Here is a 21,128-nt window from a genome sequence, read left to right on the forward strand (position 1 = left end):
CAATAAATTTGATGCTGTAAAACCTGTAATAAATATCTGGTACCACACGGACAATATTCGGTTGGTTTGAACAAACTTTTGAAAAAGAATAAGAAGAATTAAAATAATTCTATTACCTTTACAAACATCAGATGATATGACTATATGAAAACCGAAGCTATCGTACGGAGATCCTTGGCAGAGGAAGTTGCTGCCGCAATAGAAGAAAAAATTCGATTGGGTGAATTCCCTGTGGAATCTAAGCTTCCTGCAGAACCGGAATTGATGAAACAATTTGCCGTTGGTAGATCGACTATTCGCGAAGCTGTCAAATATTTAAGTCAATCTGGCTATCTAAATGTCCAACAGGGTTTAGGTACCTTTGTGAAAAGCACTACTGGCCATCATGCACTCGATTCAAAAATTGAAAAAGCCAATTTTAACGATATTTTTGAAGTTAGACACGTTTTGGAATTACGAATTATCGAAAAAGCAGCTCTAAATCGTACAACAAAAGGTCTCAAAGATATGGCACAAGCACTTAAAAATAGAGCTAAATATGCCGAAAATGGAAATTTGACCGCGTGTGTGGATGCAGATATTGCTTTTCACAGTGCGATTGCAGAATCATGTGGAAATAATATTTTGACCGCTTTGTACACAACCTTGTCAATCCATGTTAATAAGTTTTTTATGACTGTTTATAAGGATACAGCTCCCTTCCTTGCTTCACAGCGACAACACGAGGAACTGATGTTGGCAATCAAAGACAAAGAAGTCAACAAAGCTGTCGATATTGCTAACCGAATTATCCAACATCTGTAATTTTCTCGTAACGCATGAGAAACAATAATTTTAGAATAATCTATTTTTACCACTTAAAACATCAGATGACCTGATGAATACTCCCTTTATGAAAACACAATCATTAAATCCAAGTGGCGCTTGGAAAAGTTCCGAGACTGTCTATCCAATCCTATTTGCAATTAGTATTTCACATTTGCTCAACGACTTGATTCAATCTGTCATCCCAGCAGTGTACCCCATGTTGAAATCAAATTATGCTCTTAGTTTTACCCAAATTGGTATAATCACGCTGGTTTTTCAGCTTACGGCGTCTATTTTGCAACCCTTTGTAGGTTTGTATACGGATAAAAAGCCTACACCTCGCTCGCTTGCCATTGGTATGCTTTTCTCTTTGGCAGGTTTGATATGCATTTCATTTGCATCAAACTTTATCTATATCCTCCTTTCTGTTAGTCTGATTGGGATGGGCTCGTCCATTTTTCACCCCGAAGCTTCTCGAGTTGCCCATTTAGCTTCTGGAGGTAAAAAAGGTCTCGCACAGTCAATTTTCCAAGTCGGAGGTAACGCGGGTGGTGCAATAGGTCCACTGCTCGTGGCGCTTATAGTTATCCCATTGGGCCAGCAATACATCGGTGTGTTTGGTGTATTGGCCATTGTAGCAGTTATGATTCTTACTTATGTCGGTAACTGGTATCAGATACATCTCAAACCCAAAACACAGACTGCTTCCGTAAGTGCCCTAAAATCGGATCTGCCAAAGTCAAAAGTGATATTTGCGCTTGTTATTCTTTTGGTGCTTATCTTTTCCAAATACTTTTACATGGCTTCGATGACCAGTTATTTTACCTTCTATCTGATCAATAAATTCCATGTTTCAGTCCAAGAATCTCAAATCTACTTATTCATATTCCTTGCTTCTGTTGCTGCAGGAACTATATTAGGGGGACCTTTGGGAGATCGCTATGGACGTAAGCTAATTATCTGGGTATCGATTCTCGGAGCAGCGCCTTTCACCTTACTATTACCGCATGTCGGTCTGGGGGTAACGATTATCCTCGCTATTTTAATTGGTCTTATTATCTCTTCTGCATTTTCTGCTATCCTGGTCTATGCAACAGACCTCATCCCGGGAAAGGTTGGTATGATTGCTGGTTTATTTTTTGGTTTCGCTTTTGGTATGGGGGGAATTGGTTCGGCTGTATTGGGCTGGCTTGCAGATCGAACGTCGATCGAATATGTATTCAATATTTGTGCTTATCTTCCATTAATCGGAATAGTTACAGGGCTATTGCCTAATATAAATCGGAAGAAAAAGTAATTATAAAATCAGTATGTCCGAAAAGTCAGTCACCCGTCTTGTGGACATTATCTTTGAATAGCAGATACAGCTTCAACCTACCCAAAGCGGTATGGTGAAATCCGGTGAAAAATACCTGCAATAAGCGAGCCGGGAGAGCTTTGCTTCGTACCATATTCGGACCTGCTTCGGATCATCAACAGATCCTGTACAGATGCTGAACAGATATTGACCAGTCTCCGAACAGGAAAATACCGGTCAGGAATTGAGCAATAGGCGATTCTCATATGTTCAGCTCCGAAGGCTTTCCGAAGCAGGTACGAACACAATAGGTATCTAGCCGTAAAAAAAGCTGTCCATTTTGGACAGCTTCTTTAAATGCTAATAACCTGGATTTTGAATCAATTTTGTATTTCGATTAACCTCATCGCGATGTAATGACGTGAAGTACATCTTGTCATCCCAGTTCCTGTTTTCAATCCCCGGATCAATATTTGAAACAACATATGTATATGTATAATTATCTGGATTATATTGGTAAAGAGTTACATTTTTACCAGCCTTGAGCGTTCCAGTGATATTTATAATATTTGCCTTACGACCTATAGTTTCTGCAGCTATCATCCAGCGTCGAGCGTCGAAGAAACGATGCTCTTCGTAGGCCAATTCAATCCGACGCTCGTTTCTATAACGCGCTTTTAAGGCCGTCCCAGTTTCCGCTGTCGGAATTGCGGGCATTCCAGCTCTAAAACGGATCTTGTTTAACCATATTTTAGCTTCATTCTCTTCTCCCAATTCAATACATGCTTCTACGTAGTTCAATATTGCTTCCGTGTAACGGAACATTGGCCAAGGAATCCGTTGTCTTGTGTTTTGGTCCTCCATTGTAGGATCAGGATCGGTAAATTTACGAATGTAATAACCTGTCCGGGAACCATTCCAGTCTTCAATTGGACTCTTTCTTGTATCAAGACCAAACTGGATAATCTTCTGTCCTTTGGCATTCATTATTTCATATTGGCCAGTTTGAATTTGATTTACCTTATCTCTTTCAGCGACATCAGCCGTCCTTGGTTTCCAATCTGCACCGTCATATAAGATGGTTGCTTTTAAACGTGGGTCGCGATTTTGATATGGACTGGCTGCCATAGTCGGATTTGACCAATTAAACTTTTGGCCATCACTAGTCTCGTAATCGTCTACCAAAAGTTGTATCGGTGTATTTCCTGCCCAGTTATGATAGCCATTTGGACCATTATCTCGTCCTACCCAGCCCCCACGTTCATCCTTTTCGTCAATAAAAAATCTACCTAAAATAATGTCCTTCCCTGCAGTAAAATCAACGGTCTTGCTCCCCCCTCCTAATGAAACGGCCATATAGTTGGAAGTACCATCACTTGGCGAAGCTGGTTTAGTTAAGTCTAACTTATAGGCGAATTCTGTATGATCCAGTACGGCTTTTGCTGCGGCTTTTGCTTTTGTCCAGCGTTCCATTTGGTTGCCACTAGTATACATTAAATACTCCGGATTTTTATAGCCTGCTAATAATGTAGATTTCACCTTTGCTTTATTTGCATCATGGAGATCGCTGGCAGCATATAACAACACTCTTGATTTCAAAGCTAATACTGCAGTTTCATTTGCACGTCCCTTTGCCGATGAAATCCCCTTTAGCAAAAGAGCTGCGCTGTCTAGATCCTTCACGATTGCATTGACACACTCCTCATAGCTGTTCCTTGGAACCATGTAATCTTTATCGTTTAATGTATATATTTTATTGTCGATAGGGATGCCACCATAAAAACGTAAGAGCTGTTGATAATAATACCCACGCAGGAAATAAGCCTCACCTAGCAGCTTATCGGCTTTCACCTTGTCAAACTTGGGTGCACTCAGATTGGAGATTGCAATATTAGTTGCCCGGATACGCGTATACATCCGGCCATATTCGTAAGTGTCCATAATATAACCTTGATCGGCTGGGTTTGATCGAGATTCAGTAACGGTATTTATCCCCCGATTAGGGTGTGTAAATAAGGCTTCGTCTGTCATAGATGCCATTTCTTGTTCATAAAAGCCTCCTACTCCAAAACCGTTATAGATTTCTGTCACGAAAGCCTCGGACAACCCAGCGTCTGACCAAACGATCTCCTGTGGCACTTCACTGAGTGGCTTCGTGCTGACAAAATCATCATTACAAGCTTGTAATGATGCAGAAAGTACAAGTAGTATAAGTGATATATTCTTAATTTTTTTCATTTTTCTTCTTCGTTAAGTTCTTAATAAGACAGTTGGCTAGAACGATAATAATGCGCCAAAATTAATCAATCTTGCCTGTGGATAGTATTGCCCTAACGCATTAACTGCCTCTGGATCATACATCTTTATCTTACTCCAGGTAATTAAATTCATACCATTTGCATACAGACGTAACGAACCAATACCAATTTTACTACAAATACTTGACGCAAGATTATACCCTATTTCCACATTCTTAAGCCGCAGATAATCTGTACTCCGCATCCAATAGGTATTATTATAAGAATAGTATTGATTGCCACGGTCTGTCAAACGTGGATAAACACTACTCGGGTTACTAATACTCCAGCGTTTATCATAGAATTCTTCTACAAAATTTCCGATTGATCCAGATTCATCCGTTCCTACACGTATCTCTCCTCCTGTAGCTCCTTGAAATAGTACGGAAAGGTCAAAATCTTTATAGGTCAGGCTAAAATTGAAACCACCCTGAAAAGTTGGGTCGCTATTCTTGTCTCGTCTTATTTTATCATCAGGGGTAATTTTTCCATCACCGTTAATATCCTTATATTTCATATCTCCAGGACGTAAGTCTCCATTAGGACGACGTTCAGAGGCTACAATGGCACTATAATCTAATTTATCGTTGTTGATATCATCCATATCACGGAATACACCATCATAAACATAATAAATATCTGTTTTAATGGGTTTGCCTGTACTTTGCTGCCATGCAGGGGCGCCAGGAGCCTCATCCCAGAAGATAATTTTATTCTTAGCATACCCTCCATTAACACCAACCGTATACCCGAAATCCCCCACTTTACCACGATAACCTAAGTTAAACTCCCAACCTTTATTATCTACTTTACCAATATTTTCTGCTGGCAGTGTCATACCCGTACTTTGTGGAATTGATGCATTTTTCCTCCATAGAATGGAATTACGACGATTTTTAAAAATATCAAACTCGAAATTCAGTTTTCCTTGTAAAAATTGAAAATCAAACCCTAAATTATAGTTATTGGCAACCTCCCAAGTAATCATTTCATTAGGAACACGGCTTTCAAAAAGGGATTTCGCTAGCTTATCATTGACGATATAAGTGCCAAATGAATAGGTTGAAAAATATTGATATTCTTGTAACTTATCATCATAATAGATGTTGTCATTACCCATCTGGCCGTATGAGGCACGGATCTTAAAATAATTAATGACAGGTACATTTTCCTTCCAGAAATTCTCTTCCGACACTACCCATCCCGCCATAGCACCTGGAAAGAAACCGAACCGTTCACTTTCAGGGAACATATATGATCCATCATAACGCCAAAGGAATTCTGCAATATACTTGCTTTTATAATTATAGCCAAATCGCCCAAAGTAATTTAACCGCGCTCTTTTCCATGCTGATCCATCATTATTTTTTTCCTGTTCTCCACCGGCAAAAAGATAGTCGATCGCATTTGAAAGAAAATAACGACGATATGCGCTGAATTTATCATTATCAATTGTTTCTCTGTTGATACCGGCTATAGCATTTACTTGATGATCACCAAATTTCCGCTCGAAGCTTAAGATTCCGCCAAGTAGGATATTCAGCTGATCTTCATTGCTTTGATTTAAATTTGGATCAGCAGGCCCACGTCTTCCAGGAACCAGTTGAGGTGTGCTACCATCGGCCTCATAAGCGCCCTGCCAAGAATACAAAGTCCAGGGTGTAACCCATGTTTTTTGATTTTTCACATATTTGTCGACAGAGGCATTAAGCGTTAATTTAAGACCATCTATCCAGGGATTTGTAATCTCAACCTGACCATTTGTTTGAAAATAGTAGCGTTTATCGTGATCGTAACCTGTCGCATTAGTGGTAATTACTACCGGGTTTTCGCCATTTTCGATATCTGGTCCCGGCATTCCATTAGGCCATATCGCTGGTTGTGTTGGATTTCCCCGCATCAGCATTCTAAAGACTGTGCCGGCACTCTTGGTCGGGAAATTCCGGTTTTCCTGTCTTCCTAAAACACCAAATTGTGTTTTGATATATTGACTGATATTCGCATCCAGATTAATTCTTAAGTCGTACTGTTTATAACCTGTAGCCGAATTTTTATAATAGGCATCCTGATTTTGGTACCCCAAAGACATCAGATACTTGACATCTTCGGTGCCACCATTGATCTGGAGGTTGTGACGCTGTTGTGGTGACCAGTCTTTTAGCGTAGCCTTATACCAGTCGGTATTGGGATGCCCCCAAGGATCTGATCCGTCTTTGAATTTTTGGATATCTTCTGGTTTAAATGGAGCATCCAAAACTCCTCCACCTTGTTTATTGTAACTGCCTTTCTCGTTGATAGCGGTATAAGCAGCCGACCATTCTTCAACAGGAAGGTTATAAATTTCGAGTTCATTTCTAATTGCCGCAAATTGGGAGGCATCTGTTAATTTAGGAATAACGGTAGGTTGGGAATAGCCTTGGTTGAAGGTGTAAGAAAACTGTGGTTTTCCTGTTTTTCCTCTTCTTGTCGTAACAAGAATAACACCATTTGCCGCTCTGGCTCCATAAATCGCAGCAGAAGCATCTTTTAGTACCGAAATATTTTCTATATCTCGAGGATTAATACGGTCAATTCCTCCCTCACGCGCAGGAACTCCGTCAATTACTACTAAGGGACTGCTATTACCCAATGTATTTGTTCCCCGTATTTTGATATTGGAACCATCATATCCGGGTTCAGCACTTCCATTGGTCGCTGTAACTCCCGGAACTCGTCCTGTTAATGCATTGGAAACGTTTAATGCCGGTGATTGAGCAAGATCACTTCCTTTAACAGTGGCGACAGCACCCGTAACTGTTTCCTTGCGTTGTTTCCCGTAACCAACAACAACGACTTCTTCCAGGTTCGACTCCGAATTAAGAAGCGTGACATCTATCGCATGCCTTCCCTTTACAGATTCATCCATAGATTGTTTGCCGACCATACGGAAATTAATGGTTGCATTGATAGGAACTTTGTCCAATTTGTACTTACCTTGTAGATCGGTTTTCGTCACCAAACTTGTTCCATTTACGGATACAGTTACCCCTGGAATTGGCATTCCAGTTTCATCATGTACCGTTCCAGAAACACTTAGCTCCTGCTGGAAGAGAATTCCATGGCTTGCGAGAGTTGCAGCATCGACGATTTGAGGGCTCAAGGCTACTAAAGAGCACAATGATCCAGTCCAAAACGCTCTCTTCCATTGATTTGAGAAATAATGGCAGTTAATCATAAAAACTGTTTAATTGTTTAAATTTTGTGTTTAATTAGTTATTTTTTTTACCTCTATAAGGCCAATCGGTTTAGGAGCCTAGTAGAAGCGATTTATAATTGTATATCTAACATGAAAATACGAAAATAAATATACAATGCAAGTGTTATTTTTACACTATTTAACAATTTGAAATCAAATATTTGACATTTAGCTACTTGCGTGTAGCATGTCAATTAAACTAGTTTTCATTTAGAATGATTCCCAACGCTGTCGCTACCTGATGTCTTATTCTATAGTTCGCAAACAAACTTGAGGATTAAATTTTTAGACGAAAAGGTTTTTTTTATCTTATAGAAAGTATATTATCAATTTTTATAATAATAATACGCATATTTATTCTTTATAATTAGATCTATAATTGATTTTTCACAAGCAACTATGTATACACAAACACATGTATAAAAATTGGCTATATTAATATGTAAGAAATGTCAGGATCAACAAAACTTAAACCATGAATGTAAAAATTAGAAAAGAAGAGCCCTACGACATGCCTTCTGTATTTGAATTGATTCAACTTGCATTTGAAAGCGAGCAGCACAGCGATCATCAAGAGCAAGTATTAGTGGAAAACTTGAGGCGATCAGCAGAATTTATACCAGAATTATCAATAATAGCAGAAATTGAAGGAAAGATAGTGGGTTACATCCTCCTCACAAAAATTCAGATCGTTAATCAAGATAGCAGCCAAATACAAGATTCTCTTGCATTGGCACCTGTGGCTGTGCTGCCTCAATTTCAAGGAAAGGGAGTTGGAAGCCAGCTAATTCTTTACTCCCATCAAATTGCAAAAGAATTAGGTTTTGGATCGATCATTCTCCTTGGCCACGCAGATTATTATCCCAAATTTGGCTATGTACCTGCATCAGTTTATGCGATAAAATTGCCATTTGATGTTCCTGATGAAAATTGTCTAGCAAAGGAACTATTTGAAAATTCCCTAAAAGGTATACATGGCATGGTTCGCTATCCAAAAGAGTTTGGGGTATGAAATAAAACCAAACTCTTCTGTATTATGTAAATTCAAATTAATATTTGATTGGATAATCTTGCATAAATTCAAACTGATAGCCCTCTTTTTTTAATGCATCAATTAAAGTGGATAATTCCTGCTGTCCTTTTTGCGTTTGAAACATATCATCATGCATTAAGAAAACAACATTATTAGGCACCATTGAACTTTTATTGTTCATATAATTTCGAATATGAGATAAGGTAGACTCTTGACTCTGGATTGGCGCTCCTGTAATACTATTAAGGCGCCATTCCACATCCCAGCCATATATGGTATAGCCATTCTTGTGTAGTAAATCTGCAGTACTGGATCCATTCTTAAGGTCAATCTTACGAACGTTATCGTATATCCAAATATTCCTGCCCGGAAGCCGGACGATTTTATGTTTTAAATTGAGGTCCTTTTCATTCTTTTCGAAATCCGCAAATGCGCGCTCCGGGTTACTATAAAATCTTGAATATTGATTGTTTGCGTGGGTATAGCTATGATTGTAGCAGGCAATAAGTGGATTCGATTCATAGCGAGCCAAATCTCGCTGCCGACCTTTGCTCATATTGGCATGCTTACCAATTAAAAATACACTTACCTTAATATTTTTCTCTTTTGCGATAGAATCAATAAAAGCACTGCCAATTAATGGCCCGTCATCAAAAGTCAAATAAATATGTTTTGGGTGCTTATCAAATGCTTTACGCAAAGAATCCTTAAGCTCACGCTTTTGCTGTTTGACCGGGATAGGGTGTAAACTGTCAACAGTAAATTGAATCTGATTTTTTTGAAGTGAATCCCATCGATTTAACAAATGTGGCACCTTTTCCTTAACCGTCAATTGCTCCGTAACTGTATCTTTCAAATCTCCTTTTCCTAAGACTTTATTTGAAAAATCTTTACATGCGGTCATACCAAACACTATACTACATGTGAAAAGTACAACAAACATCCTACTACACTTCATATCAATCGCTATAACTTTAATGAGTTTCTTTTTTCAAAATTAATACAAAAACCCTTTTCTCAACCATAAAATAATACAAATCCCCATTTTCAGGGATAAGATCCCGCAGATTCAATACGATGTAGCGGCTTTCTGATGGCTGTGGTTTCTAAATCTAAATCCTACATTAGAAACAATCGTGCCACTTTTGCAATGTTCTACGCAAAGCCTTCTCTTACTTCTTGTTAAAAAATAACGCCTTGTTATACTCAAAATTCATCCTAGCGATATTCAAAACTGATATCCCTTGTGGACACTCTACTTCACAGGCTTCCGTATTCGAACAATGACCAAAGGATTCCTTATCCATCTGTTTGACCATACTCAAAACCCGCTGGTTACGCTCTTCCTTTCCCTGGGGCAAAAGGGCCATATGGGTAATCTTTGCAGCGGTAAATAGAGCTGCACTACCATTTTTACAAGTCGCCACACAGGCACCACAGCCTATACAAGCTGCGGAGTCAAATGCCGATTCTGCCAGCTCATGAGAAATTGGAATGACCGTTGCGTCTGGAGCCTGGCCTGTATTAATGGAGACAAATCCCCCTCAGGAAATAATACGATCAAAAGCCGACCTATCCACTTTCAAATCTTTTTTTACCTGAAATGCTGCTGAACGAAAAGGCTCAATGGTAATAGTATCTTTATCCTTAAATGAACGTAAATGCAGCTGACAAGTAGTTGTATGTTTAAGAGGGCCATGTGCAATTCCATTGATCATCATTCCGCACTGTCCACAAATCCCTTCGCGACAATCATGATCGAACTCCACAGGCTCTTCCCCATGTGTGATAAGCTGCTCATTTAATGTATCTAACATTTCCAGAAATGACATATGCGGATTAAGGTCAGTTAAGGTGTAAGTCTCTAATTTGCCTGCAGCATTCCGATCCTTTTGCCGCCATATTTTAAGATGTAAATCCATAATCGTTCCTTTTATTTGTAGCTCCTTACAGTTGGTTGTATCTCTTCAAAAGTCAGTGGCTCCCTGATCAGCTCAGGTTCTTCATTTTCGCCTTTCCAGGACCATGCAGAGATGAATTGGTATTCAGCATCATTTCTTAACGCTTCCCCATCCGCAGTTTGATATTCCTCGCGAAAATGTGCTCCACAGGACTCATTTCGTGTCAATGCGTCATAACACATCAATTCTCCAATTTCAAAATAATCTGCTACACGCCCCGCTTTTTCTAGTTCCGTATTTAAGGTGTTGGCTCCACCACTGACGATCACCTCCTTAAAAAATTCCTGTTTGAGTTTTTTAATCTCTCCAATAGCATAACGAAGTCCTTTTTCGTTCCGTGCGAGACCGCAATAATCGTAAAGTAGCTTACCCAGTGTTTTATGAAAATAATCGACAGTTTTGCTGCCTTTAATGTTTAGAAACATTTCGATCTGCTTTCTAACCTGTTCTTCAGCACGGTCAAACTCGATATGATCCGTTGAAATCTTACCCGTATGAATTTCATTCGCCAAGTAATTGGCGATGGTGTAAGGAGCAATAAAATACCCGTCTACAGATGCCTGAAGTAGCGAATTTGCACCAAGCCTATTGGCTCCGTGATCCGCAAAATTAGCCTCCCCTAAAGCAAATAAACCCGGTAGGCTCGTCATTAGTTCATAGTCCACCCACAGTCCACCCATAGAGAAATGCGCAGATGGCGAGATCATCATCGGCTCCTTATAAGCATCATATCCAGTTATCTTTTCGTACATATCGAATAGATTACCATACTTCTCTTGTATTTTCTGTTTCCCTTGTTCTCGAATAGCTTTTGCAAAATCAAGATAAACTGCATTTTTAAGTGGACCAATCCCAAAGCCAGCATCAATCCGTTCTTTGGCCGCTCGAGATGAAATGTCCCTTGGAGCAAGATTACCAAATGCCGGATAACGACGTTCTAAATAGTAATCTCTTTCTTCTTCAGGAATAGCATTAGGTTCTCGTGATTCATCCTGTTTTAAGGGCACCCAAATCCTTCCGTCATTACGCAACGATTCTGACATTAATGTCAATTTAGACTGATAATCTCCAGATTGTGGCAACGAAGTTGGATGGATCTGGATCCAGCTAGGAGAAGCCATTAATGCACCTTTCTTATGTGCCCGCCAGATTGCGGAACCGTTACATCCCATCGCCAAGGTCGATAGATAATATATCTTACCATATCCTCCTGTCGCTAATATGACTGTGTGGGCGGCATGTCGTTCAATTTCACCAGTATCTAAATTACGTACGATAACTCCACGTGTTTTTCCGTCTATAACAACAATATCCAGCATCTCGTGCCTGGCAAAAAGTTCTACTGTACCTTTACCTACCTGACGCATAAGTGCCTGATACGCTCCCAAAAGAAGCTGCTGTCCAGTTTGACCTCTCGCATAGAAGGTACGGCTGACCTGTACTCCACCAAAAGAGCGATTGTTTAAATAGCCCCCATATTCTCGCCCAAATGGAACACCCTGGGCTACGGCTTGATCGATCAAATTTAGTGAGCATTCTGCCATACGGTATACATTTGCTTCCCGGGCGCGAAAATCTCCCCCTTTTAAGGTATCAACAAACATCCGGTAGACACTGTCACCATCATTCTTATAATTCTTTGCAGCATTTACCCCACCTTGAGCAGCAACGGAATGTGCTCGTCTCGGACTGTCCTGAAAACAAAAGGATTTAACTTGATACCCCATCTCCCCAAGGGAAGCTGCAATAGAGCTACCGGCCAATCCGGTACCGATTACAATAACATCCAATTTTTTTCGATTGGCAGGATTAACTAATTTGGCAGTCTTCTTATAGCGTGTCCATTTTTCATCCAATGGTCCTTCCGGTATTTTCGAATTTAAAATCATGATTTCTCTCCCTTATTTTATTGTAAAAAATATATAAATAGGCATCATTGCAAATCCCATACTTATAATGACCGAATAACCAATCCCAACGATCTTAAACCATTTTACAAATTTTGGATGATACAATCCCAAGGTTCGAATTGCACTATGTATACCGTGAACAAGATGATAGCATAAAGCCACCATAGACAAGACGTAAATAAGGACATACCACCATTGCTGAAAAACCTCGATTACAAGCACATATAAATCCTTGTTGCCGCGTTCATCAAGTGGAGGAGCGCCAAACTTGTATACATACCAAAAATTCTGAAAATGGATAACTAAGAAGATGAGAATTATAGTACCTAAAATTCCCATATTACGCGAATACCATTTGCTTGCTCTTCCGCGATGTTCCGATTTATAAACAGCACCTGCCCTTTTATTTTTTAAGGTAATAACAAGACCATCTAAGGCATGAAGAATAATACTGGCATAAAGTACATAAGAAATAATCTTAATCAAGATATTGCCAGCCAAAAAATGTGAGTAGGCATTAAACTGTAAATGTGCCTGTTCCTGCGGTAGGAATAACTGTAAGTTTCCTAGAAAGTGAATTAGCAAAAAGAAAGCTAAAAACAATCCAGTCAGACACATAAGCATCTTTTTTGACAAAGTAGATAACATAATAAAGTCCTGATTTTAATAATAGCCAATAACTTTCATCCACAGTCCGCCTACACCCATATAAATCACCAATAATACGATACCGATTTCCAATCCACGTAGCCACCATGATTTTAAATCAACATAACCACTTCCAAAGAATACCGGTGCAGGGCCATGACCATAATGTGTTAATACACCATAGATAGAGCCTAAAAATCCGAGCATCATGGCAAGCAACATAGGTGGAATACCTAAAGAAACACCGACCCCCAACAAAGCGGCATACATCGCTGCTACATGGGCAGTTGCACTGGCAAAAATGTAGTGACTAAAGAAGTAAACTAGAATGATGACAGGAAAGGCTATTTGCCAGCTCAAATCACCGATCTGTACTTTAATTAAATCACTAAACCAGCCGATGAATCCCAATTCGTTTAATGAACTGGCCATCATAACCAAAACAGCAAACCAAACAATAGTATCCCAAGCGCCTTTTTCTGCTTTAACATCCTCCCAGGTCAATACAGAAGTTAGTAAAAGTAGCGTTAAACCTATAAAAGCCGTCGTTGTAGCATCAATAGAAAACGATCCACCAAAAATCCATAGTGCCAACAAAATAAAGAATGCTAGCAACATTAACCACTCATTTCTGGAAATTGGCCCCATCTCTTTTAATTTCTGGGCAGCCATCTTTGGTGCATCCCCTGTTTTTTTTAATTCAGGTGGATATAATTTATAAAGGACAAGTGGAACGACAAAAAATGCAACGAGACCAGGTACAAATCCAGCTACCGCCCAGGACATCCAGGTAATATCAATCCCCAGATTCGCAGCAAACTTTTGACACATTGGATTGCTGGCTGTTCCTGTCAGAAACATCGAAGAAGCGATTAGATTCATATAATAACTATTTAAAGTTAGATAAGATCCTAGCTTCCGATGTGTTTCTGGCTGATCGGGAATGGAATCAAAACTGATAGCCATAGATTTCATGATTGGATAGATAATTCCACCTCCCCGGGCTGTGTTACTGGGGATTGCTGGAGCTAGACAAACGTCGGCAAGCCCCAATCCGTAAGCTAGTCCCAAGGAGCTCTTTCCAAAAACACGAATAAAAAGAAATGCGATTCTATTTCCCAAGCCAGTTTTAATGAAACCGCGCGCAATAAAAAACGAAATACCAATCAACCAAATAACTTTGTCACCGAAACCGGTCAGCGCCTTACTGATAGACTTACCTGCATCTCCTGGCGCTAAAACTTGTGTCAACGCCGTAAATGCAATCGCCATCATACACATCGTACCCATTGGAGCCGCTTTTAAAATAATCCCAAGGATGGTCGCAGCAAAAATTGCAAATAAATGCCAAGCCTCGGGACTGACACCTTTAGGTATGGGGATAAACCATAAAATGAGTGCTACAACAAAAGTGATAGCTACATTTTTTATATTGATTTCTTTCATAATAAACGTGGTTTAATGGATTAGAATCGACTTTGTACTTGAACAATAAATAAGTTCTTATTAAATTCACTGGTATTCTCTGTTTGTTTTTTATAGCGGTCTAACTGGAGGCCAAGCTGTATCCTTGCACCATAATTCTTTAAAAATTCCAACCCAAACATAGGGGTATATGTTTGACGTGCATTTGCATTAAGTTTATAATTTGGATCGATATATTCATATCGACAAGATAGTTCAAAAGCGCTTAGATTAAAATAGTTGACTTCATACCGTAAGTTTGGCAGAAAATAAATGCCACGGACAAGGTAATCGCTCAATTTAGAGGTACGTGCACTTTCCTCCAAAGAATAATACAGGTTATGATTTATCGCCTGCTTTGCTTCCAATTGCATATCGAGGTTCCATCGTCTGCCAAAACTCACATTACCTGTTAAATCAACACCTAATGCATGGACCTGTTTCTTCATGACTTCACCAATCCCACCATTGAGGCCCAAATTAACACCATACTTCTTTGAAAGGCCGAATACAAGACGCGTAGCGTATTGCTTTCCGTTATCATTATCGACAACCTGATTCTTTCCGTTTCCATTCACAACGGATAGCGAGTAGCTAAAAGGCATCTCCCCAAGCGTAGTCTCGCCTGTAGCAGCTACTCCGATCTGAAAACTTGCCCATCCCAGTTTCCCAAATTCAAGGTATTGGTTTGACCAGTCCAATGATTTGATGATGTCAATTGGATAGGTTTCTTCGATGCCAAACCAAGGACGAAATTGACCCACAGTAATTGCCAATTTGGGACTAAACGTATACTTCAGATAGGCATTTTCAAGAACCTTTGTTTTTGGATCACTTTTAAAATCAGCCAGGTTTGCCAAGACGGCTACTTCCGTACGTTTGCTAATTTGCGCACGCATTTGCACACGCATGTACTTTACCATAAAGTTGTTATCTGTACCTGAACCATCACTATGATGCAGCCCATTAACATCCACATTCTTTGTTCCACTGACAAGATACCTAGCCTGAAATAATCCTTTCACCTGAAGTTTGGGATAAGTCGTATCATCTTTGGTTTGTTGGATAGAATCCGTTTTGCTTTGCTGTACAGAGCCTACTTCCTGCCCTTTAACCAGGTCGCAAACTAGTAAAGATGCTACAAAAATTGGAATATGGTATTTCTTCATATCAAAACAATTTGTCCTTAGCTAGTAGCCCAGCCCACTTTTCACTGTCAATAATGTTACTCCTTTGATAGAGTCATGTAGTAACAACAGATAGCATTAAAAAATGTTTTGTTATTTTAATATAATTTAATAACTGTAAGAAAATCAAACCGATTACAATCGGCGGTAGTATAATTCCGTGTTTTTATGTATTTTCACGGACGAACGTAGTTCCAGTTAGCAGATTGACCTTTTAAGGGGTTATTAAACGCATTGGAAAGCTTGGTGCGAATTATGGTAAGCGAAACTTAGAATCAATAAATATTATGAAAGAAAAATTAATCAAGATTTGTTTTATTGGCATAGTGCTCCTCATGATCCAGGGGTTCTCCATATCGACAACTTTCGCCAACGAAAAAGGAAAACCAGCCATGTTTTGGACTTGGCTAGACTACAATGCTAAAACAAACTTTGATTCTATTTGCCGTGAGATGAACTATCTGGGAATCGATGGCGTTATGCTAAACGCTGCTAGCCCAGATGAGTATCGTGTCGCTATTCCGATCGCAAAAAAATATGGCATCCAGGTTATTGCGTGGCTTTGGACGATGAACTTGGAACACGACAGAGATAAAATACTCCAAGAACATCCGGATTGGTTTAGCGTCAATCGCAACGGAAAAAGTCTCGCAGATACCACTGCATACGTCGGTTATTATAAATTTTTGTCACCTGTCGTTCCCGGAGTAAAAGAGTATATCCGTAAAAAAATAGAATCCTATTGTGAAGTTGAGGGATTGGAGGGTATCTCTATTGATTACAATCGTTATGTGGATGTTGTTCTCCCTACAACTCTTTGGCCTAAATATAATATTGTACAGGACCGCGAGTATCCCGCTTGGGATTACGGATACCACCCCATTGCTATAGAAAAATTTAAAAAACAATATGGTTATGACCCTCGTGCACAAAAAGATCCATCGAAAGACCTAAAATGGCGCCAATTTCGTTGCGATCAGATAACAGATATCGCCAATATGATTGCAGAGATTGTTCATTCCCATGGTAAAACAATGGCCGCATCTCCATTTCCGACTCCCAAAATGGCATCACGTATGGTGCGCCAAGATTGGGGTAAGTGGAATTTGGATGTTGTTTTTCCTATGGTATACAGCAATTTTTATACAGAAGATCCCAGCTTTATAAGAGATTGCACACTAGAAAATGTACGGGATAAAGGTGCAAATACGACCCTATATTGTGGATTGATGGCTAAAAATAATGAGGAAATATTTACCGATATGGACGAGGCGCTAAATAATGGTGCACAGGGAATTTCTATTTTTACGATCCATAGCTTAAAAGATCCTCAGATCAGGGAAAAATTCAGAGCCTATACAACTGCCGCAAAAGCAAGAAAAGCTCAAAATAATGGCACCCTCATACGCTCCGCGCATGTGAAAATTGAAAATGACCCTTTCAAAAAAGAGGGTATTATGAAATTAATAAATCAAAAGATACAAGAAATAGTCCGCTCGGAAAACCCTTCCGCAGGCCCGATAGTATTATCAAAGTATAAAAAAATAGATGCTTATGATGTTACACATAAATACCTTGTAACCGATAAGGTTAGCAAAAAGAATTTCTATGTCACCTTCTTTTTTTATGGTGGCATTCTCTCTGGCTGGAATGTTGACGCAGCTCCAAATGCAGCCTAAACGATGATCTACCAAGAGGTGCTAACATTTACATATTTAGCACCTCTTTTCTTTTTCATACACTGTTCCCTATCTTTGGGATGAATAAATAATTAAAAAATGAGAAAAAATGTGAGGTTGGTAGCCTGTATTATAGGCTTGATATGTTGCGGATCAATTCCCGTAGCCTTTGCTCAAAACAATATTCAAAACCAGCAGGCTGCTAAAAGTACAATCATTGATAAAGCACTATTGGATAAAATATTGGATAAACATAGACAGTCATTCAAAGAAGGTAAAGTAGCTGATTATATCCCAGAATTAAGTAAAGCCAATGCATCATCTGTCGCACTTTCGGTTGTAAATACAGATGGAACAATTGTTAGTATCGGAGATGTACAACAAAGATTTACAATACAGAGTATTTCAAAAATTGTTTCCTTGATGGTTGCCGTATTGGAAAATGGCGAGCAAGATGTTTTTAATAAAATGGGATACTATGGCACGGACAAACCTTTCAATCATTTTGCGAATTTAGAAACCACGGGTAAGCCCCTCAATCCAATGATGAATGCTGGCGCGATATTAACCACTTCCTTGATTAAAGGAACAGGTGAAGATCCCTTTATTAAAATACGCAATATGATTCGTTTCATAACGAATAATGAGAAAATTGATTACAGTAGATCCGTATACAATTCGGAACGGGAGACTGGTCATAGAAATAGAGGAATGTTTTATTTAATGCGCAACAACGGCCTTATTGATGGTGAAGGTGAAGATAAGCTCGATAATTATTTTAAGCAATGCTCTATTGAAATAACCGCTGAGGATTTGGCTAAAATAGGTTTCTTTTTCGCAAATCATTGCATCCGTTATGACGGAAATAAACAATACAATAATCCCAATTTATCCCAGCTTATCTTATCACAGATGCTTATTGCAGGGATGTATGAATTCAGCGGTGAATATGCCAGAACGGTAGGGCTGCCCAGTAAATCGGGTGTTGGCGGTGGCATTACCGTAAGTGTTCCTAATAAAATGGGTATAGGGGCTTACAGTCCAGCTTTGGATCAACATGGCAACTCTGTAGCAGCATACCGCATGATTTTGGATTTGGTGACAGAAAAATCGCTGAGCCTCTTTAATTAAATTTCTAAGCTTTAAATGAAATCATATGACACGAACAGAACCAATCATCGCAGTGGATAACGTTCCCAAAAGCTCACTCTTTTATCAACGCCTTTTGGGCTGTACCAGTCAACATGGAGGAGAAACATTTGAAATTCTCACGGATAACGGAACTGTCATTCTCTGTTTACACAAATGGGGTGAACATGATCACCCTACTATGCGGGATCAAATACATGCCGGGAACGGATTCATATTATTCTTTAGAGTAGACAATTTAAAGCAAATTTTCGAAAATGCAACTTTGCTAAATGCAGCTATAGAAAAAGATATACATTACAACGAGAACTCTCTGAAGGATCAATTTATCTTACGAGACCCCGACAACTATTACCTGATTGTATCAGCCTAGTCTGATCGCTTTATTGGTCAATCGTATGTTGGATTTTATTCATAAGTAAAATCTCCGTTCTTAAACCAGTTTAACTTTTGTGTTGCATGTTTATCGCAACTTTGTCTTATCAAAATTTAAAACAATGACTACACGATTTAATATTGCAAAAGTAGATGCAACGGCCTATAAGGCAATGATGGGATTGGAAACATATCTCAACGATATTTTTTTAAACCCTATTCAGAAGGAACTCATAAAAATACGTGCGTCACAGATCAACGGTTGCGCCTTTTGCTTAGATATGCACACCAAGGATGCACTGAAGTACGGTGAAACCCCACAACGGATATTTTTATTAAATGCCTGGCGAGAAACGGATCTATTCACTAAGGAAGAACAGATTTTGTTGGAGATGACAGAAGAAATTACATTGATACATCAAAAAGGATTAACAGAAGGCACTTTCCAAAAAGCAAAAGAAATATTTGAGGAAAAGGAGATTGCACAGATTATTATGGCGATTATTACCATAAATGCGTGGAATAGAATTGGTATCAGCACCCATTTAGAACTATTAAAGTAGTGCTAAGTTTTATTACAAAAAAGCCTCTTTCAATATTGGAAGAGGCTTTTTCATTTCTAAATATATTCCTGTTTTTTCCTGTGAAAATCCCGATTATCCTTTATCTTTATTAGGCAAACCAATATGAATGCACGATTATGAAAATCCTAAAAAAAATCCTAATTGTTTTAGCGATCATCATCGCTATTCCCTTAATTACTGCACTGTTCGTCAGTAAAGACTTCTCGGCCCAAAGTGAGATAACAATCGATAAGCCAAAGCAGGAAGTGTTCAACTACGTAAAAATGCTTAAGAACCAAGAGAACTTTGGTGTATGGCAGCTTTCAGACCCGGAAATGAAAAAAACTGAACAGGGTGTAGATGGTCAAGTCGGCTATAAATCCAGCTGGGATGGTAAGAAAGTTGGTAAAGGTTCACAGACTATTACAAAAATAGTCGATGGCGAAACGATTGAAACATCGCTCGATTTCGGTATGGGTGAGCCGGCCAAGGGTTATTTTATCTTAAAAGAGATCTCGCCTACTCAAACCTCAGTGACCTGGGGAATTTCAGGAAAATCGCCCTATCCATGGAACTTCATGAACTTATTTATGAATATGAATAAAGACTTCGATCAGGGTCTGAAAAACTTAAAAAATAGATTAAAATAGCGGGTATTTAAAAATAAAAAAACGGTGGTTAAAATAGACACTACTTTAACCACCGTTTTTTTATTTTTAAAGCGAACAAAATTTATCTTCTGCGCATTAAAATTCGTAGAATGTACCAAAACAGCAACATTATTGAGGAAAATAGCTGTAAGGCCGCCCCTACATATTGCTCGTTACCATAATTATACTTCAGATTTTGAGTTTGATAGAGTATGCTTCCGGATGCAAGTGCAATCATGGCAACCGAGAACCATAATCCAAGTTCAAAACCAAAAATAGCTCCGGCAACAATTGCCCCCAAAGATAGGAAGCCTCCAATCACCAGGATATTTCTGAGAAATGAAAAATCTTTATTGGATACAAACGCAACGACAGTAAGTCCAGTAAACAATGCCAAAGTCATTATACTAGCTTGGTAGATTACACTAATCCCTTCGGTCATAAATACCGCCATAAAAATCATTGGCAGAAAGATAATTGCTTCCAGTACAATATAGAATGCTAGGCCTAAATATTGGGTTTGACGGTTTTGCGAAAGTGTCCATCTTGATGAAAGTGTGGACCCCAACCAAAAACATCCCAATAAGAACAACCAAATAAATTTTCCGCTAACCATCCAAACGATAAAATCATAAGGGATCAATTTGATTAGCAAAGTTTCCAAAACGATAAATGCTAAAATCGAAAGCGCAACATGAAGATAGGTTTTTTTATAAAATACTCCCCTTTCAGCGTCATCATTGATAAGAACATACTCTTGTGATTCCATAAAACAAATACGATTGATTAAATAAGGATTAAAAATAAGCATTAATTCTATTTTCACAAGAAAGAAGTTTACATAAGCTTATAAAAAAAAGAACCCCGCCTAGC

At 38.9% G+C, this 21,128-nt stretch carries 16 protein-coding genes and 1 pseudogene; 8 read left to right on the forward strand and 9 right to left on the reverse strand.

The window, feature by feature from the left end; translation table 11 throughout:
- Positions 1-144 precede the first annotated feature (144 nt).
- Positions 145-804 carry a FadR/GntR family transcriptional regulator gene (locus tag AB1Z56_RS07030; RefSeq protein WP_426791543.1) on the forward strand — a complete coding sequence of 220 codons (660 nt, stop codon included), beginning with the start codon at positions 145-147 and terminating at the stop codon, positions 802-804.
- An 88-nt stretch (positions 805-892) separates the two neighbouring features.
- Positions 893-2,104 carry an MFS transporter gene (locus AB1Z56_RS07035; protein WP_426791544.1) on the forward strand — a complete coding sequence of 404 codons (1,212 nt, stop codon included), beginning with the start codon at positions 893-895 and terminating at the stop codon, positions 2,102-2,104.
- Between the two features lie 360 nt (positions 2,105-2,464).
- Here AB1Z56_RS07035 and AB1Z56_RS07040 read toward each other — a convergent pair whose 3' ends face one another.
- Together AB1Z56_RS07040 and AB1Z56_RS07045 are read right to left on the reverse strand one after the other, a co-directional pair.
- Positions 2,465-4,342, reverse strand: coding sequence for a RagB/SusD family nutrient uptake outer membrane protein (locus AB1Z56_RS07040; RefSeq protein WP_426791545.1), 1,878 nt, complete (start codon positions 4,340-4,342; stop codon positions 2,465-2,467).
- 36 nt (positions 4,343-4,378) lie between these two features.
- Entirely contained in the window at positions 4,379-7,615 is a 3,237-nt protein-coding gene (locus AB1Z56_RS07045; RefSeq protein ID WP_426791546.1) for a SusC/RagA family TonB-linked outer membrane protein, read from the reverse strand.
- A gap of 496 nt (positions 7,616-8,111) precedes the next feature.
- On the opposite strand from AB1Z56_RS07045, the gene AB1Z56_RS07050 reads away from it, so the two are divergent.
- The gene (locus tag AB1Z56_RS07050; RefSeq protein WP_426791547.1) at positions 8,112-8,648 is read left to right on the forward strand and encodes a GNAT family N-acetyltransferase; all 537 of its coding nucleotides are present in this window, start codon (positions 8,112-8,114) and stop codon (positions 8,646-8,648) included.
- A gap of 37 nt (positions 8,649-8,685) precedes the next feature.
- On the opposite strand, the gene AB1Z56_RS07055 is transcribed toward AB1Z56_RS07050, so the two are convergent.
- The 6 genes and pseudogenes from AB1Z56_RS07055 to AB1Z56_RS07080 form a co-directional block, all read right to left on the reverse strand.
- Positions 8,686-9,573 (reverse strand): polysaccharide deacetylase family protein, encoded by an 888-nt coding sequence (locus AB1Z56_RS07055; RefSeq protein ID WP_309359289.1) that lies wholly within the window; start codon positions 9,571-9,573, stop codon positions 8,686-8,688.
- Between the two features lie 268 nt (positions 9,574-9,841).
- Positions 9,842-10,591: pseudogene (locus tag AB1Z56_RS07060) on the reverse strand (succinate dehydrogenase/fumarate reductase iron-sulfur subunit).
- Positions 10,592-10,602: 11 nt separating this feature from the next.
- On the reverse strand, positions 10,603-12,519 hold the full coding sequence (locus tag AB1Z56_RS07065) for a fumarate reductase/succinate dehydrogenase flavoprotein subunit (RefSeq protein ID WP_309359286.1): 1,917 nt from the start codon (positions 12,517-12,519) through the stop codon (positions 10,603-10,605).
- Positions 12,520-12,531: 12 nt separating this feature from the next.
- Complete coding sequence (locus tag AB1Z56_RS07070) at positions 12,532-13,188, reverse strand: succinate dehydrogenase cytochrome b subunit (protein WP_426791548.1); 657 nt, start codon at positions 13,186-13,188, stop codon at positions 12,532-12,534.
- Between the two features lie 15 nt (positions 13,189-13,203).
- Positions 13,204-14,634 carry an anion permease gene (locus tag AB1Z56_RS07075; RefSeq protein WP_309359282.1) on the reverse strand — a complete coding sequence of 477 codons (1,431 nt, stop codon included), beginning with the start codon at positions 14,632-14,634 and terminating at the stop codon, positions 13,204-13,206.
- A 20-nt stretch (positions 14,635-14,654) separates the two neighbouring features.
- On the reverse strand, positions 14,655-15,821 hold the full coding sequence (locus AB1Z56_RS07080; protein WP_426791549.1) for a porin: 1,167 nt from the start codon (positions 15,819-15,821) through the stop codon (positions 14,655-14,657).
- A 305-nt stretch (positions 15,822-16,126) separates the two neighbouring features.
- Here AB1Z56_RS07080 and AB1Z56_RS07085 point away from each other — a divergent pair, with 305 nt between their 5' ends.
- The 5 genes from AB1Z56_RS07085 (at position 16,127) to AB1Z56_RS07105 (ending at position 20,255) form a co-directional block, all read left to right on the forward strand.
- Complete coding sequence (locus AB1Z56_RS07085) at positions 16,127-17,518, forward strand: hypothetical protein (RefSeq protein WP_313263220.1); 1,392 nt, start codon at positions 16,127-16,129, stop codon at positions 17,516-17,518.
- A 99-nt stretch (positions 17,519-17,617) separates the two neighbouring features.
- Positions 17,618-18,649 carry a glutaminase A gene (glsA, locus tag AB1Z56_RS07090; protein WP_309359276.1) on the forward strand — a complete coding sequence of 344 codons (1,032 nt, stop codon included), beginning with the start codon at positions 17,618-17,620 and terminating at the stop codon, positions 18,647-18,649.
- A gap of 25 nt (positions 18,650-18,674) precedes the next feature.
- Positions 18,675-19,040, forward strand: coding sequence for a VOC family protein (locus AB1Z56_RS07095; protein ID WP_426791550.1), 366 nt, complete (start codon positions 18,675-18,677; stop codon positions 19,038-19,040).
- A gap of 124 nt (positions 19,041-19,164) precedes the next feature.
- Positions 19,165-19,605, forward strand: coding sequence for a carboxymuconolactone decarboxylase family protein (locus tag AB1Z56_RS07100; RefSeq protein ID WP_309359272.1), 441 nt, complete (start codon positions 19,165-19,167; stop codon positions 19,603-19,605).
- A gap of 137 nt (positions 19,606-19,742) precedes the next feature.
- Positions 19,743-20,255: an SRPBCC family protein gene (locus tag AB1Z56_RS07105; protein WP_309359270.1), complete on the forward strand. Its 513-nt coding sequence runs from the start codon at positions 19,743-19,745 to the stop codon at positions 20,253-20,255.
- 82 nt (positions 20,256-20,337) lie between these two features.
- On the opposite strand, the gene AB1Z56_RS07110 is transcribed toward AB1Z56_RS07105, so the two are convergent.
- Positions 20,338-21,024, reverse strand: a complete 687-nt coding sequence (locus AB1Z56_RS07110; protein WP_426791551.1) for a Bax inhibitor-1/YccA family protein — start codon at positions 21,022-21,024, stop codon at positions 20,338-20,340.
- Positions 21,025-21,128: the final 104 nt, after the last annotated feature.

It is taken from the genome of Sphingobacterium sp. WOUb80 (genome assembly GCF_050058145.1).
GTDB lineage: Bacteria > Bacteroidota > Bacteroidia > Sphingobacteriales > Sphingobacteriaceae > Sphingobacterium.